Consider the following 15,783-nt stretch of genomic DNA (forward strand, 5'->3'; position numbering starts at 1 on the left):
CGGTTTTTGCCGTCTACGGCGTGGGGAAATAGACGCCGGCGCGCTGCGCGGCGTTCGCGATGTGCGTCTCGATCGCCTTGCCCGCGGCGAGCGAATCGCGGGCCTTCAAGGCGTCGAGAATCGCGCGATGTTCGGTGTACGTGGATAGCACCCGCTCGCGCCGGTAGAACGGCATGCGCTGGCTTTCCTGCATGATCTCGGCGCTGCTGCGCAGGATCGACTCGATCGCCGCATTGCCCGCGATGCTGACGATGCGCATATGGAACGCGTAGTCGAGCCGAGCCGCTTCGTCGAGTTCCTCGCAGGCGAGCGCGCTTTGCATCGCGGTGATGTTTTCCTCGAGCCACGCGAGGTCGTCGTTGGTGACCGCGAGCACCGCCATGCGCGCGACGAAGCCTTCGAGCGCGTAGCGCATCTGATACGTGTCGGGCAGCGACGACTGCTCGGCGAAGCGCCACGCCTGCGCGCTTTTCGCCTGCGCGCTTTCCACGTAAACGCCCTTGCCGGGGCGGATCACCAGCAGACCAAGCGCTTCCAGCGTGGAAAGCGCTTCGCGCAGTGACGCGCGGCTGATCGACAGTTCATCGGATAGCTGGCGCTGCGCCGGCAGCAGACTGCCCACCGGATAGACGCCCGCCTCGATACGCTCGCGGATGGTCGCGATGGCCGCGTCGGTGACGGTGTGCGGGACGTTTTTCATGAGGGATCGCTCAGTAGCGTGGTCTGACCGCAATTCTAATACTTGCGCGTGAGAAGGCGCGTCGTGCGCCGTCTGAAATCCCGAATCCGCCCCAAATCGCGAAAGAAACAACGGGTAAACACTGTTCGATGCGTCCTTGACGTGGATATATCGGCTTCCTACTATTCGCCATAACAGCACTGGTCGGACCAGTCTGAACAGAAGTGACCGAGACAACCATCCGCAGGAGGAAGCCGTGTTGAAATTCTTCAATTCGCTATTTGGCCGGGTCGTGATAGCGCTCGTGGTCGGCATCGTGCTCGGTGCCGTGTTTCCGCATTTCGCGCAGTCCTTGCGGCCGCTTGGCGACGGCTTTCTGAAGCTGATCAAGATGGTGATCGGGCCGATCGTGTTCTGCGTGGTGGTGAGCGGCATGGCGCACGCGGGCGATTTGCGCAAGGTCGGCCGCGTCGGCTTGAAGTCGGTGATCTACTTCGAGGCGATGACGACGATCGCGCTCGTGATCGGCGCGGTGCTCGCTTACGCGACGCGTCCTGGCGCAGGTATGAACGTGAACCTGAACTCGCTCGATGCGGGGTCGCTCGCGACCTATACCGAGCACGCGAAGAGCCTGAAGGACACTGCGGGCTTCCTGCTGAAGATCATCCCCGACACGGCGATCAACGCGTTCGCGACCGGCGACATTCTGCAGATCCTCGTGTTCTCGGTGCTGTTCGGCTCGGCGCTGTCGCTGCTCGGCAAGCGCGCGCAGCGCGTGAGCGGGTTGATCGATGAGCTGTCGCAGGTGTTCTTCCGCGTGATGGGCTTCATCATCAAGCTCGCGCCGCTCGGCGTGCTCGGCGCGATCGCGTTCACGACCGGCACCTACGGCGTCGAGTCGCTGAAGCAGCTCGGCATGCTCGTGCTGGTGTTCTACGCGAGCTGCGTGGTGTTCGTCGTGCTCGTGCTCGGCGCGGTGATGCGGCTCGCCGGCTTCAGCATCTTCAAGCTGATCCGCTATCTGCGCGAAGAACTGTCGATCGTGCTCGGCACCGCGTCGTCCGACGCCGTGCTGCCGCAGATCATGCGCAAGCTCGAATGGATGGGCGTCAAGGATTCGACGGTCGGTCTCGTGATTCCAACCGGCTACTCGTTCAACCTCGACGGCTTCTCGATCTATCTGACGCTCGCGGTCCTGTTCATCGCACAGGCGACCAACACGCCGCTGTCTACTCATGACCTGATCGTCGTCGTGCTGGTGTCGCTGGTGACGTCGAAGGGCGCGCACGGCATTCCGGGCTCAGCGATCGTGATTCTCGCGGCGACGCTCTCCGCGATTCCCGCGATTCCGGTGCTCGGTCTCGTGCTGATTCTGCCGGTCGACTGGTTCGTCGGCATCGCCCGGGCACTCACCAACCTGATCGGCAACTGCGTCGCGACAGTGGTGGTCGCCGTGTGGGAAAACGATATCGACAAGGCGCGCGCGCATCGCGTGTTAAATCGCGACGCGGCGCTGCGCTACGTGCCCGTCGTCGACGACACGCTCGTCGAACCCGGTGCGGCCGAACCCGCGCCAGCGGTCTGACGGCTGCGCGGGGATCTGGTCTGACCAGACGAACCGGCATCGCTTTCCAGATAGCTCCTCGACCTTTTTCGCAGAGCCGGCGGTTGCCGTGGCGCCGCCGGCTGTTTCTGACCTCTCGATACCGACCGACATCATGGCCAACCCGATCCTCGACCCGAACGCTCCCGCCTTCACACGCCGCTACATGAACCTCGCCGATCCGCGCCTCGGCGCGAAGGCGCTGTTCGCCAGCGACGAATTCTTCGCGCCGAAAGAGCGCATGCTCGACCCGCAGCCGGCGGTGTTCATCCCCGGCAAATACGACGACCACGGCAAGTGGATGGACGGTTGGGAGACGCGTCGCAAGCGCACGACCGGCCATGACCATTGCGTGATCCGGCTCGCGCGGCCGGGCGTCGTGCATGGGGTCGATCTCGATACGAGCCACTTCACCGGCAATTTCCCGCCGGCGGCGTCGATCGATGCCTGTCATAGCGACGCTGACGTGCCGCCCGAGCACGCCGACTGGCAGCCGCTCGTGCCGGCGAAAACGTTACAGGGCAACCAGCATCACTACGTCGAGGTGAAAGACGCGCGCCCGGTCACCCATCTGCGCGTGAATCTGTATCCGGACGGCGGGCTCGCGCGACTGCGCGTGTACGGCCAGCCGCAGCGCGACTGGAGCCGGGTCGAGCGCGGCACGCTGCTCGATCTCGCCGCGATCGAAAACGGCGCGTACCTCGTCGCCGCGAACAACCAGCATTTCGGGCCGGCCTCGCAAATGCTGATGCCGGGCCGTGGCGTGAACATGGGCGACGGCTGGGAAACGCGGCGGCGCCGCGAGCCGGGCAACGACTGGGCGATCGTCGCGCTCGCGCGGCCCGGCGTGATCCGCAAGATCGAAGTGGACACCGCCCACTTCAAGGGCAACTTCCCGGACCGCTGCTCGCTGCAGGCGGCATCGGTGACGGGGGGCACGGACGATTCCCTCGTCACGCAGGCGATGTTCTGGCCGGTGCTGCTCGGCGAACAGAAACTGCAGATGGATCACGTGCACGCGTTCGCGGACGACCTCGCCGCGCTCGGGCCGGTCACGCACGTGCGCTTCAATATCTTCCCGGACGGCGGCGTGTCGCGCCTGCGTCTGTGGGGCGAGATCGCTTAACGCAAGCAACGTCATGGAGCGGCACGCATGAAGATCCTGCAGATGGAACGCCTGACGCGCGCGGCCTTCGCGCCGTTCGGCGACGTGATCGAACTCGACGGCGCGCGTCGTTTTCCGATCAACGGCGGTACCACCGAGCGCTATCACGACCTCGCGCGCGTCGACGTGGCGGAGCAGGGCGGCCGGCCGCTCGTAAGTCTGTTTCGCGCGCAGCCGCGCGCATTGCCGGTCGAGATCACGATGATGGAGCGGCATCCGCTCGGCAGCCAGGCTTTCATTCCCTTACGCGCGGGCCGATATCTGATGGTGGTCGCGCCGGCCGGCGAGTTCGACGCCGCGCGCATGCGCGCGTTCTGGACCGATGCGTGGCAGGGCGTCAATTACGCGAAAGCGGTCTGGCACCATCCGCTGCTCGCGCTGGATCAGGTCAGCGACTTCATCGTCGTCGATCGTGGCGGCGATGCGCCGAATTGCGACGAATTGCAGTTGGCCGAGCCGTGGCGGCTCGCCTTCGAGCCGAGCGTGGAGTTGGTCGGATAGCGGCGATTGCCGCCGCCTGAATAAAAAAGACCCGGCCGATACCGATCGGCCGGGTCTTTTTTCTGACTTGCCAGGTCGCGTTCGCAGGCGACCCGCGACGCATCAGTGCTTACGATGCGGACAATTTTCCTTCGTGCACGCCCCATACAGCGCCAGCGCGTGTTCCTGCAGCTTGAAGCCGCGTGCCTTGGCGATGGACTGCTGACGGCTTTCGATTTCGGGGTCGAAAAATTCCTCGACCAGCCCGCAATCGAGGCACACGAGGTGGTCGTGGTGCGACCCCTCGTTCAGTTCGAACACCGCCTTGCCCGATTCGAAATTGCTGCGCGAGAGCAGGCCGGCCTGCTCGAATTGCGTCAGCACCCGATACACGGTGGCAAGACCGATATCGAGCTCCTCGTGCAGGAGGTTGCGGTACACGTCTTCAGCGGTCAGGTGACGCACCGGGCTATGCTGGAAAATCTCAAGAATTTTGAGGCGCGGAAGGGTCGCCTTGAGCCCGATATTCTTGAGATCGGTTGGATTGGTCATGACAAGGGATCCCTAGAGTACAATGCTGGGCTCTCATAGTAATGTGTTTTGCCGTTCTGGTCATTTTCGATGGAATGAGCGCGGCCCGCAAGCGGGCCCGCACAGTGAGTGAAATGATTTCTAAATCTCAATTGATCTACCGGGGGAGCCGCATGCGGGGTACCTTGATCGCTGTTGCGACTGTCGCAGTTCTTGCCGGATGTTCCACGTACGACAGCCTGACACAGCGCGTTGCCCAACGCATTACGCCGTATCGGATTACGGTGGTGCAAGGTAACTTCGTGTCACAGGAAATGGCCGATCAGATGAAGGTCGGCATGACGCGCGCGCAAGTGCGTCAGGTGCTCGGCACGCCGCTGCTGACCGACATGTTCCACGCGGATCGCTGGGATTACGTGTTCTATTTCAAGCGCGGCAACACCTCGATCGTTCAGCAGCGCGACTTCGTGGTGTTCTTCTCGGGTGACCTCGTGACCCACTGGACGGGTGGCGAGGATCTTCCGACCAACCTCGAATTGCTGGCCGAGATCGACGGCGACCGCCGTGGCCGCAGCCCGAACGCGACGCCGCCGCGCGCGGCGAGCGCGGCCGCGGCCGCCAACGCCGTGGCCGCCAGCGACGCAGCCGCCGCCAGCGCGGCCGCCGCCGCGGCACCGGCTACGGCGGATACGACGCGCTCGCCGTCGGTCGGAGGCGCCCAGCAGGCCGCCACGCCGTCCATGGACGCCAACGCGGAAGCCGCCCAGGCGGCCAATCGCGCAACGAGCGCGGTGCCGACGCCGAGCCGCGCGCCGTCCGTGCGGTCGGCCGTGCCGAGAGCGGGCGCTGGCGGGATCCCGACGCAAGGCCCGACGTCCGGCGGTCAGCCGCAGTTCCAGTTCAAGCGTCCGCCGCCGCCCGCTCAGGAGAACGAGAGCAACCCGGTCGGCCCGACGGGCTCGCAAAGCAGCGGCAGCCCGACGCTGAACACTTCGCCGGCGACGCCGGGAACGAGCAACTGATTTGCTCGTCGGTGTTGTGAGGCGGGCTGCGCGCCCCATGTGCGGCGCCCGCCAGATGTGTGTTTGTCCGGTACCAGGCGAGGTCGGAACTGTGCCGCTTGGGCCGTATGAATGTGCTGCCGCGGTTGCCGCGGCAGTGGGTCGCCGCAGCGGGCCGTATCGGTCAGTCACCTGAGCGAGCCGTCCCGGTTGGCACCCCCATTGGCTCCAGCAGCGAGCCGGGTGATTTTGCTCCCTGCCCGCCGCGTGTCCCTATATCGACCGGGCGCATTCCCCGGCACACTGGTCCGGGCATTCGCCGGGCCGCGTTTGCCGGGCTCCATACGGTTGACTCTTTTCGAATCCTCATCGTCATGAAAATTGCCATTGCAGGCGCATCGGGCCGGATGGGCCGCATGCTCATCGAAACCGTCCTCAACGATGCCGACGCGACGCTGTCCGGCGCGCTCTGCCGTACGGGCGCTGCGCAGCTTGGCCAGGACGCCGGCGCGTTCCTCGGCAAAGAGACCGGCGTGCTGCTGTCCGACGACATCGAGCGTGTGTTCGCCGAATCCGACTACCTGATCGACTTCACGCGTCCCGACGCGACGCTCGCGCATCTCGAAGCCGCGCAGCGCCACGACGTGAAAATGGTGATCGGCACGACTGGCTTCGACAACGCGCAAAAAGCGCAGCTGCGCGTGGCGGCGCAGAAGATCGGCGTCGTGTTCGCGTCGAACATGAGCGTCGGCGTGAACGTTACGCTGAAGCTGCTCGAATACGCGGCGCGGCACTTCTCGACCGGCTACGACATCGAGATCATCGAGGCGCATCATCGTCACAAGGTCGACGCGCCGTCCGGCACCGCGCTGACGATGGGCGAAGTGATCGCCAACGCGCTCGGCCGCAACCTCGACGACTGCGCGATCTACGGTCGCGAAGGCGTGACCGGCGAGCGCGATCCGTCGACGATCGGCTTCTCGGCGATTCGCGGCGGCGATATCGTGGGCGATCATACGGTGCTGTTCGCGGGCATCGGCGAGCGCATCGAGATCACGCACAAATCGGCAAGCCGCCTGTCATATGCACAAGGCGCGCTTCGTGCTGTACGCTTCCTCGAAGGCCACGACAACGGCTTCTTCGACATGCAGGACGTGCTCGGCCTGCGTTGAGCGAAGTCCGTTGCGCATAAGCGGAGTAGCGCATCCCGAGCGCGCCCTCCCGAAGTCACTTTCCCAAGGCGAGGTCAGATGGCAGGCAGCAGCGGCATCATCCATTACCTGCAAACGAGCGACGCAATCACGCATGGCGTCGCCTATGTGCTGCTGGCCATGTCGATTGCGAGCTGGTGTTTTCTGATCGTCAAGAGCTGGATTCTGACGCGCGCGAAACGCCAGGCCGACCGGGCGATCGCGCGCTTCTGGCAGGCGCCGACGCTCGCCGAAGGCGTCGCCATCCTGCGCCGCACTGATCGTGAGCGCGTGTTCGCGCCGCTCGCCGAAGCGGCGCTCAATGCGGCCGAGGTCGACATTCCGGGCGCGCTGCTCGCGCGCGTCGAGCGCAGCGAACGGGTGCTGCGCGCGTTGCGCCAGGCGCTCAATGCGTCGCAGCGGCGGCTCGAGTTCGGTCAGGTGCTGCTTGCGTCGGTTGGCAGCACCGCGCCGTTCGTCGGTCTGCTCGGCACCGTATGGGGTATCTATCACGCGCTCGGCAGCATCGCGGCGAGCGGGCAGGCGCAGATCGAGAACGTCGCGGGACCGGTGGGCGAGGCGCTGATCATGACCGCGTTCGGTCTGGTGGTCGCGATTCCGGCGGTGCTCGCGTACAACGTGCTGGGCCGCCTCGTGCGGCAATTGTCCGAGGAGTTGGACGGCTTCGCGCACGATCTGCATGCGTACGCGTGCTCCCCAACCGAGCACGCGCCGACGCCTCCGCGCGCGCAGCAGGCGGCGCGCGAGGCGCACCGCTGACTTGTCACGCGCGGCGGGCTCGGCACATCGCAAGCTTCCTCGCACGACACACCGCCCATCGCACGGGCAAGCTCAGACGCAAGGAGGCGAGATGGCATTTGGCGGACTCGAGAAGAAGCAGACGGCCGCGCCGATGGCCGAGATCAACATGACGCCGCTGATCGACGTGATGCTGGTGCTGCTGGTGATCTTCATCATCACCGCGCCGCTGTTCTCGCACGCGATCCGGCTCGATCTGCCAAAGGTCGCGGCGGCGCCCGCGCGCCAGACCCCGCAAACCATCTCCCTTTCGATCGACGGCGCCGGCAAGCTCTACTGGAACGGCAAGCCGATCACGCTCGCGCAGATGCGCGCGCAGTTCGCCGAGGCCGGCAAGCGGGCGGACCAGCCGGACATCCAGTTGCGCGCGGAGCGCTCGACACGCTACGAAGTGATCGCGCAGGTGATGGGCGCCGCGCAGCAGGCGGGGCTCGAACGGATCGGCTTCGTGACGGACCCGCCGCCGCCCGCCGCGCAGCACTGAACGCCACCGGGTGCGCACCGCGTTCACGAATCCGGCATACCCAGTCCCGCACCACGCCGCGCGGCGCACCCGTCCGCGAACGGTATAATCAGCCCTTTCCCCGCAGAAGGGGAAACGACGCAACGACATTCTGCAGAGCACCGGGCCGGTGCGAAAGCACCGAACCTGGCGATCCCATCACACCATGCACGAAAAATACGTTCCCTCCGACGTCGAAGCCGCCGCGCAAGGGCAATGGCGCGCGATCGACGCCTACAAGACGACGGAAACCACCGACAAGCCCAAGTTCTACTGCGTCTCGATGCTGCCGTATCCGTCGGGCAAGCTGCACATGGGGCACGTGCGCAACTACACGATCAACGACGTGATGTACCGCTATCTGCGGATGAACGGCTACAACGTGCTGATGCCGATGGGTTGGGACGCATTCGGCATGCCGGCGGAGAACGCCGCGATGGCCAACAACGTGCCGCCCGCGCAGTGGACCTACGACAACATCGCTTACATGAAGAAGCAGATGCAGTCGATGGGCCTCGCGATCGACTGGTCGCGCGAAGTCGCGACCTGCAGCCCCGACTACTACAAGTGGAACCAGTGGCTGTTCCTGAAGATGCTCGAAAGAGGCATCGCGTACAAGAAAACCGGCACCGTGAACTGGGACCCGGTCGACCAGACCGTGCTCGCGAACGAGCAGGTGATCGACGGGCGCGGCTGGCGCTCGGGCGCGCTCGTCGAAAAGCGCGAAATCCCGATGTACTACATGCGCATCACGCAGTACGCGGATGAACTGCTGAACGATCTCGAAGGCCTCGGCTGGCCCGAGCGCGTGAAGATCATGCAGCAGAACTGGATCGGCAAGAGCTTCGGCGTGAACTTCGGCTTCCCGTATGAAATCGACGGCGAACAGAAGCTGCTGCGCGTGTTCACGACGCGCGCCGACACGATCATGGGCGTCACGTTCTGCGCGATCGCCGCCGAGCATCCGCTCGCCACGCGTCTCGCGCAAGACAAGCCGGAACTGCAGCCGTTCATCGACGAATGCAAGCGCGGCGGCGTCGCCGAAGCCGACGTCGCGACGATGGAAAAGAAAGGCATGGCCACCGGCTTCTACGTCACGCATCCGCTGACGCAGGCGAAGGTCGAGGTGTGGATCGGCAACTACGTGCTGATGACTTACGGCGAAGGCGCGGTGATGGGCGTGCCCGCGCACGACGAGCGCGACTTCGCGTTCGTGAAGAAATACGGTCTGCCGGTAAGGCAGGTCGTCGCGGTCGAGGGCAAGGAATTCTCGACCGAAGCGTGGGCGGAGTGGTACGGCGAGAAGACCGGCACGCTGGTGAACAGCGGCAAGTACGACGGCCTCGCCTACGACGAAGCCGTAGACCGCATCGCCGCCGATCTCAAGGAACTGGGCCTCGGCGACAAGCAGATCACGTGGCGTCTGCGTGACTGGGGCGTGTCGCGCCAGCGTTACTGGGGCACACCGATCCCGATCATCCACTGCCCGAAGTGCGGCGACGTGCCGGTGCCGGAAAAAGACCTGCCGGTCGTGCTGCCGGAAGACCTCGTGCCGGACGGCACGGGCAATCCGCTCGCGAAGTCCGAAGCGTTCCTGAACTGCACGTGCCCGAGCTGCGGCGGTGCGGCAAAGCGTGAAACCGACACGATGGACACCTTCGTCGATTCGTCGTGGTACTTCTACCGCTACGCGTCGCCGAATGCGAAGACGATGGTCGACGAGCGCACCGACTACTGGGCGCCGATGGATCAATACATCGGCGGTATCGAACACGCGATCCTGCACCTGCTGTACTCGCGTTTCTGGGCGAAGGTGATGCGCGACCTCGGTCTCGTGAAGTTCGGCGAACCGGCGAAGAACCTGCTCACGCAGGGCATGGTGCTCAACGAAACCTATTACCGCGAAAACGAAGCGGGCAAGAAGACCTGGTACAACCCGGCGGAAGTGACCGTGTCGTTCGACGACAAGGGCCGCCCGGTCGGCGCGGTGCTCAACGCTGACGGCCAGCCGGTCGTGCTCGGCGGCGTCGAGAAGATGTCGAAGTCGAAGAACAACGGCGTCGACCCGCAGATGCTGATCGATCAGCACGGCGCGGACACCGCGCGTCTGTTCGTGATGTTCGCGGCTCCGCCCGAACAGCAGCTCGAGTGGTCGGGTTCGGGCGTCGAAGGCGCGAGCCGCTTCCTGCGTCGCGTGTGGAACTTCGGCTATACGAACGAAGCCGCGCTGCGCGCGGGCGGCCAGTTGGACGCCGCACGATTCAACGACACCGACAAGGCGCTGCGTCGTGAGATCTATAGCGTGCTGAAGCAGGCCGATTTCGACTATCAGCGTCTTCAGTACAACACGGTGGTATCGGCCGCGATGAAGATGCTCAACGCGCTCGACGGCGCGAAGGGCGCGCAGACCGCCGTGCTGCGTGAAACCTATGGTGTGATGCTGCGCGTGCTGTACCCGGTCGTGCCGCACCTGACGTTCCAGCTGTGGCAGGAGCTCGGCTATGCCGACGAATTCGGCCCACTGCTCGACGCGCCGTGGCCGAAGGTCGACGAGAAGGCGCTCGAACAGGCCGAGATCGAACTCGTGCTGCAGGTGAACGGTAAGGTGCGCGGCGCGATCACGGTCGCGAAGGACGCGTCGCGCGAAGCGATCGAGCAGCTCTCGGCCGGGCACGCAATGGTCGTGAAGTTCAGCGAAGGCAAGGCGCCTAAGAAGATCATCGTGGTGCCGGGCCGTCTCGTGAACGTGGTCGTTTGACGTTTCCACACCCTCGTCCGGCAGACGGAGCGCCGCCCGCCCGGCGGCGTTCCTCGGCACCGCGAATCCACTGCGAACCGGGAGCGAATGTGACTCGCAGATCGTTTTTGACGCTCGCTTGCAGCGTAATGATGTTGTCGGCCTGCGGCTTTCAGTTGCGCGGCCAGCAGGACTTCGCGTTCAAGCGCCTCTATGTGGCGGGCGGCTCGCCCGCGGCCATGGCGCGCTTCACGCGCATGGTACAGGGCGGCAGCGACACCGTGGTGGTCAGCTCGCCCGCCAATGCCGATGCGCTGCTGCAGATCACGCAGAACCGCAACATCAGCACGCTGACGCTGAATTCGCTGGGCGTCGTCGCCGAGTATCAGCTGAATCTGCAGATGACCTACACGCTGACCGGCAAGGACGGCACCGTGCTGATTCCGGGCAGCGTGATCGCGCTGAACCGCGCGATGACCTATAGCGACCAGTTCTCGCAGGCGAAGGCCGCCGAGTCCGACATCCTGTTCGCCGACATGGAAAACGACGCGGTCGATCAGCTGATCCGCCGTCTCGGCGTGGTGCGCTCGCTGCATCCGACGCCGGCCGAGGCCGTGCCGGCCATCGCGCCGCGCGCACCGCTGCCGCCGCCGCCGCTGTGAGCATCGTGCCGTTCGTGATTCGTCGAATCTCATCCATCCCGTCAACCGCCAGCCATGCAACTGCGACCTGACGCGCTCGAAGCGCATCTCGCCCGCGGCCTCGCCGGACTGTACGTCGTATACGGCGACGAGCATCTGCTCGCGCAGGAAGCGTGCGATCGCATCCGCGCGGCGGCGCGCGCGGCCGGGTTCACCGACCGCTCGGTGTTCACGGTCGAGCGCGGTTTCGACTGGAGCTCGCTGCTCGGCGCGAGCCAGTCGATGTCGCTGTTCGGCGACCGTCAGCTGGTCGAATTGCGCATTCCGTCGGGCAAACCCGGTAAGGAAGGCGCCGATGCGCTGAAGGCGCTCGCATCCACCGTCAACGACGACGTGCTGACGATGATTACGCTGCCGCGCCTCGATGCGGCCACGCAAAAGTCGGCATGGTTCACCGCGCTCGTCGACGCCGGCGTCGCGCTGAAGATCGATCCGGTCGAGCGCGCGCAGCTGCCGAACTGGGTCGGGCAGCGGCTCGCTGCCCAGGGTCAGCGCGTCGCAGCCGGCGAGGAGGGGCGGCGTGCGCTCGCGTTCATCGCCGAGCGCGTCGAGGGCAATCTGCTCGCCGCGCATCAGGAAATCCAGAAGCTCGGGCTGCTGTATCCGAACGGCTCGCTGAGCTTCGATCAGGTTCAGGACGCGGTGCTCAACGTCGCGCGCTACGACGTGTTCAAGCTCAACGAGGCGATGCTCGTGGGCGACGTCGGCCGTCTCGCGCGCATGCTCGACGGGCTGCGCGGTGAAGGCGAGGCCGCGGTGCTCGTGCTGTGGGCGGTCGTCGAAGAAGTGCGCACGCTGCTGCGGATCAAGCGCGGCGTCGCGGCCGGCAAGCCGCTCGCGATGCTCACGCGCGAGAACCGCGTGTGGGGTCCGCGCGAACGGCTGATCGGACCTGCGCTGTCGCGCGTCAGCGAAGCGGCGCTCGAGAAGGCGCTCGCGCTGGCGGCGCGGCTCGACCGGCAGGTGAAGGGGCTGTCGGGCGGCACGCCGGGCAATCATCGCAACGATCCGCCGCCCGATCCGTGGGACGGCCTGTTCGAACTCGCGATGACGGTGGCGGCGCCAAAACCGTCGGCAGCGTCGCCAGTGCCGACGCCGCTACCTCGGGCGTCGACTGCGGCGCCAGCGCGGCGGCCAGTCTAAGCAGCTGGGCGCGGGCGAGCTTCGGCAGCGATCGATTTTCGCGCGTGAGTGCCGAAACATCGGCTGAGGCCAGCAGTCGCGTAGCAACCGTCAGTCGCCTCATGCAGACCATCGCGTTTCGCGCGCCCCCCGCTCGACGCAATGCATCGGCAAACCCGTGACAGCACAGCGCACCCGCCGCCCGCGCGCGAGCAAAGCCCCGATACCCGACTTACAATCGTTTGATCTTTCGCTAATCCTGCCCGACCACCGCATGCCAACGTGCGGGGCATCACGAGAATGACCATGGATATCGACCAGTACATGACCGACCTCGGCCAACGCGCCCGTCAGGCTTCGCGCGCGATGGTGCGGGCGTCGACCGCCGCGAAGAATGCGGCGCTCGCGGCCGTTGCCGAGGCGATCGAGCGCGATGCCGATCTGCTGAAGGCCGCCAACGCGCGCGACCTCGAACGCGCCCGCGGCAAGGGCCACGATGCCGCGTTCATCGACCGGTTGACGCTGTCCGACAAGGCGCTGAAAACGATGGTCGAAGGTCTGCGCCAGGTCGCGGCGCTGGCCGACCCGATCGGCGAGATCAGCAATCTGAAGTATCGGCCGAGCGGTATCCAGGTCGGCCAGATGCGTGTGCCGCTCGGGGTGATCGGCATCATCTACGAATCGCGCCCGAACGTGACGATCGACGCGGCGGCGCTGTGCCTGAAGTCCGGCAACGCGACCATTTTGCGCGGCGGCTCCGAAGCGCTCGAATGCAATACCGCGCTCGCGAAGCTGATCGGCGAGGGCCTCGAAGCGGCCGGTCTACCGCAGGACGCGGTGCAGGTGGTCGCGACGTCGGACCGCGCGGCGGTCGGCAAGCTGATCACGATGACCGAATACGTCGACGTGATCGTGCCGCGCGGCGGCAAGAGTCTGATCGAGCGTCTGATGAACGAAGCGCGCGTGCCGATGATCAAGCACCTCGACGGCATCTGCCACGTCTATGTCGACGATCGCGCTGACCTGGCTAAGGCGCTCAACGTCTGCGACAACGCGAAGACGCACCGCTACGGCACCTGCAACACGATGGAGACGCTGCTGGTCGCGCGCGGCATTGCGGCCGAAGTGCTGCCGCCGCTGGGCAAGCTGTATCGCGGCAAGGACGTCGAGCTGCGCGTCGATGCGGCGGCGCGCGCGGTGCTGGCCGATGCGGGCGTCGGCCCGCTCGTCGACGCGACCGAGGAAGACTGGCGCACCGAATATCTCGCGCCGGTGCTCGCGATCAAGGTGGTCGACGGCATCGACGCGGCGATCGAGCACATCAACACGTACAGCTCGCGGCACACCGACGCGATCGTCACCGAAGACCACGACCGCGCGATGCGCTTCCTGCGCGAAGTCGATTCGGCGAGCGTGATGGTCAACGCGTCGACGCGTTTCGCGGACGGCTTCGAGTTCGGCCTCGGCGCCGAGATCGGCATTTCGAACGACAAGCTGCACGCGCGCGGCCCGGTCGGACTCGAAGGGCTGACGTCGCTGAAATACGTCGTGCTCGGTCACGGCGAAGGCCGTCAATAAGCACGAATCGAAGCGCCACAACCACCGGCGCCACAACAACAAGGACCACAAGGACCCCCGCCGATGCTTTGGGTAAAGACGTTTCACATCGTATTGATTGCCTCCTGGTTTGCCGGCCTGTTCTATCTGCCGCGCATCTTCGTCAATCTGGCGATGGAAACGGAACCCGCCGCGACGGCGCGTCTTCTGCTGATGGCGCGCAAGCTATTCCGCTTCATGAGCTTCATCGCCGTGCCCGCGATCGCGTGCGGCCTGTGGTTGTGGCTCGTGATCGGCATCGGCAGCGGGCAGGGCTGGATTCACGCGAAGGTCGGCGTGGTCGTGCTGCTGGTCATCTATCACGCGTATTGCGGCGTGCTGTTGCGCAGGTTCGAGCGCGGCGAGAATCGCCGCTCGGACAAGTGGTATCGGATGTTCAACGAGCTGCCGGTGCTCGGTATGCTCGCGGCGGTCGCGCTGGTGGTGATCAAGCCGTTCTGAGCGGCCGACGCCGTTAAGCAGGGCGCTCGAATAGACCAAAAAGGGCGGTATGCCGGTTGAATGGCACACCGCCCTTTTGCGTTATCCCGTCGTTTCGCGTTCCATCGCAGCGGTTCACCCCTGCGAATCCACCCGCCGCCGGTGGATCACTTCCTTCGTCTGCGCGAGCTTCTCCACCAGTTCGGGCCCGCGGCTCAGCGCGACGCCGACTGCAAGAATGTCGCCGATCGCCAGATGTGACACGCGCGAGGTCATCGGGGAGAAGATGTCGGTGTCTTCGTCGACATTCGCAAAGAGGCCCACGGTTGCGAGCCGCGCGAGCGGCGAGTTGCCGTGCGTGATCGCGATCACCTTCGCGCCCGCGTTCAGCGCGGCCTTCGCGGCATCGATAATGTCGCGCGTGCGGCCCGTATTGGAAATCGCGACGACCACGTCCCCAGGTCCGAGCAGCGCGGCCGACATCAGAAACGTGTGCGGGTCCGAATACGCGACGCTCGGCATGCCGAGCCGAAAAAACTTGTGCTGCACATCGAGCGCGGCGATGCCTGAGCCGCCCGCCCCGTAGAACTCGATGCGCTTCGCTTGCGCGAGCATGTCGATCGCCGCCGCGACGCTATCCGACGACAGATTGTTGCGCACCTGAATCAGCGCGCCAATCGTCCGGTCGAGCACCTTCGCGGCGACGCCCGGCGTCGGTTCGTCGGGCCGCACGTCGCGATAGACGGCGGGCACTTCACTGGCGATGCCCTGCGCGAGGCGGATCTTGAATTCGCGAAAGCCGGAAAAACCGAGCGCGTGACAGAAGCGCGCGATGGTCGGCTGACTCACGCCCGCGCGCGCGGCGACTTCGGTCATCGAGAGATCTAGCACCTCGCGCGGCGCCTCGATCACGTAATCGGCCAGCTTGCGCTCGGACGGGCGCAACTGGTCGCGCATCTCTTCCACTTGGGACAGCATCATCGGAAAACTCGCACTATGCTGAAGAACGTGTGGACTATATCCGATTGGTCGTTGGCGCACAAAAGCTAGGTACAAAAACTACATGTCGGCGAATAAGTGTATTCCCTGGGTTTCTGCTGTAAAGCGCTGAAGCACCGCCAATAGGGCGATCTGGCGCTCCACGCCATGCGGCGTCGCAGCAGAGTTGGTCATTGCGATCATGTAGTTTTTCTACTAGGATGAGGTCGTTCGATTT

General features: G+C 65.2%; 16 protein-coding genes. 12 read left to right on the plus strand and 4 right to left on the minus strand.

Going from position 1 to position 15,783, the window contains the following annotated elements:
- Nucleotides 1-13: 13 nt before the first annotated feature.
- Complete coding sequence (locus tag OKW44_RS32325) at nt 14-700, minus strand: FadR/GntR family transcriptional regulator (RefSeq protein WP_018421812.1); 687 nt, start codon at nt 698-700, stop codon at nt 14-16.
- A 235-nt stretch (nt 701-935) separates the two neighbouring features.
- Here OKW44_RS32325 and OKW44_RS32330 point away from each other — a divergent pair, with 235 nt between their 5' ends.
- The 3 genes from OKW44_RS32330 to OKW44_RS32340 all read left to right on the plus strand — a co-directional run bounded on the left by OKW44_RS32330 (nt 936) and on the right by OKW44_RS32340 (nt 3,948).
- Complete coding sequence (locus OKW44_RS32330; protein WP_018421811.1) at nt 936-2,264, plus strand: C4-dicarboxylate transporter DctA; 1,329 nt, start codon at nt 936-938, stop codon at nt 2,262-2,264.
- A gap of 133 nt (nt 2,265-2,397) precedes the next feature.
- A complete protein-coding gene (gene alc / locus OKW44_RS32335) occupies nt 2,398-3,408 on the plus strand; it encodes an allantoicase (RefSeq protein WP_018421810.1) in 1,011 nt (336 codons plus the stop codon).
- A 27-nt stretch (nt 3,409-3,435) separates the two neighbouring features.
- Nucleotides 3,436-3,948 carry an ureidoglycolate lyase gene (locus tag OKW44_RS32340; RefSeq protein WP_018421809.1) on the plus strand — a complete coding sequence of 171 codons (513 nt, stop codon included), beginning with the start codon at nt 3,436-3,438 and terminating at the stop codon, nt 3,946-3,948.
- Between the two features lie 102 nt (nt 3,949-4,050).
- Here the strand turns inward: OKW44_RS32340 and fur are convergent, their stop codons facing one another.
- Nucleotides 4,051-4,479 carry a ferric iron uptake transcriptional regulator gene (gene fur, locus OKW44_RS32345; protein WP_013090534.1) on the minus strand — a complete coding sequence of 143 codons (429 nt, stop codon included), beginning with the start codon at nt 4,477-4,479 and terminating at the stop codon, nt 4,051-4,053.
- 152 nt (nt 4,480-4,631) lie between these two features.
- On the opposite strand from fur, the gene OKW44_RS32350 reads away from it, so the two are divergent.
- The 9 genes from OKW44_RS32350 (at nt 4,632) to OKW44_RS32390 (ending at nt 14,588) form a co-directional block, all read left to right on the plus strand.
- Nucleotides 4,632-5,480, plus strand: a complete 849-nt coding sequence (locus OKW44_RS32350) for an outer membrane protein assembly factor BamE (protein WP_026226038.1) — start codon at nt 4,632-4,634, stop codon at nt 5,478-5,480.
- Nucleotides 5,481-5,833: 353 nt separating this feature from the next.
- Nucleotides 5,834-6,631: a 4-hydroxy-tetrahydrodipicolinate reductase gene (gene dapB, locus OKW44_RS32355; RefSeq protein WP_026226037.1), complete on the plus strand. Its 798-nt coding sequence runs from the start codon at nt 5,834-5,836 to the stop codon at nt 6,629-6,631.
- A gap of 78 nt (nt 6,632-6,709) precedes the next feature.
- Nucleotides 6,710-7,429, plus strand: a complete 720-nt coding sequence (locus OKW44_RS32360; protein WP_018421806.1) for a MotA/TolQ/ExbB proton channel family protein — start codon at nt 6,710-6,712, stop codon at nt 7,427-7,429.
- Between the two features lie 91 nt (nt 7,430-7,520).
- Nucleotides 7,521-7,952: an ExbD/TolR family protein gene (locus OKW44_RS32365; protein ID WP_018421805.1), complete on the plus strand. Its 432-nt coding sequence runs from the start codon at nt 7,521-7,523 to the stop codon at nt 7,950-7,952.
- 184 nt (nt 7,953-8,136) lie between these two features.
- Nucleotides 8,137-10,728 (plus strand): leucine--tRNA ligase, encoded by a 2,592-nt coding sequence (gene leuS, locus OKW44_RS32370; RefSeq protein ID WP_018421804.1) that lies wholly within the window; start codon nt 8,137-8,139, stop codon nt 10,726-10,728.
- Between the two features lie 89 nt (nt 10,729-10,817).
- Nucleotides 10,818-11,369 carry an LPS-assembly lipoprotein LptE gene (locus OKW44_RS32375; RefSeq protein ID WP_026226036.1) on the plus strand — a complete coding sequence of 184 codons (552 nt, stop codon included), beginning with the start codon at nt 10,818-10,820 and terminating at the stop codon, nt 11,367-11,369.
- 54 nt (nt 11,370-11,423) lie between these two features.
- Entirely contained in the window at nt 11,424-12,551 is a 1,128-nt protein-coding gene (gene holA, locus OKW44_RS32380) for a DNA polymerase III subunit delta (protein ID WP_018421802.1), read from the plus strand.
- A gap of 285 nt (nt 12,552-12,836) precedes the next feature.
- Nucleotides 12,837-14,108 carry a glutamate-5-semialdehyde dehydrogenase gene (locus OKW44_RS32385; RefSeq protein ID WP_018421801.1) on the plus strand — a complete coding sequence of 424 codons (1,272 nt, stop codon included), beginning with the start codon at nt 12,837-12,839 and terminating at the stop codon, nt 14,106-14,108.
- A gap of 63 nt (nt 14,109-14,171) precedes the next feature.
- Nucleotides 14,172-14,588, plus strand: coding sequence for a CopD family protein (locus tag OKW44_RS32390; protein WP_018421800.1), 417 nt, complete (start codon nt 14,172-14,174; stop codon nt 14,586-14,588).
- 114 nt (nt 14,589-14,702) lie between these two features.
- Here the strand turns inward: OKW44_RS32390 and OKW44_RS32395 are convergent, their stop codons facing one another.
- Together OKW44_RS32395 and OKW44_RS32400 are read right to left on the minus strand one after the other, a co-directional pair.
- A complete protein-coding gene (locus OKW44_RS32395; RefSeq protein WP_018421799.1) occupies nt 14,703-15,548 on the minus strand; it encodes a MurR/RpiR family transcriptional regulator in 846 nt (281 codons plus the stop codon).
- A gap of 78 nt (nt 15,549-15,626) precedes the next feature.
- Nucleotides 15,627-15,749 (minus strand): hypothetical protein, encoded by a 123-nt coding sequence (locus tag OKW44_RS32400; RefSeq protein WP_018421798.1) that lies wholly within the window; start codon nt 15,747-15,749, stop codon nt 15,627-15,629.
- Nucleotides 15,750-15,783: the final 34 nt, after the last annotated feature.

Source organism: Paraburkholderia lebeckiae, assembly GCF_050436325.1.
In the GTDB taxonomy this organism is placed as follows: Bacteria; Pseudomonadota; Gammaproteobacteria; order Burkholderiales; family Burkholderiaceae; genus Paraburkholderia; species Paraburkholderia tuberum.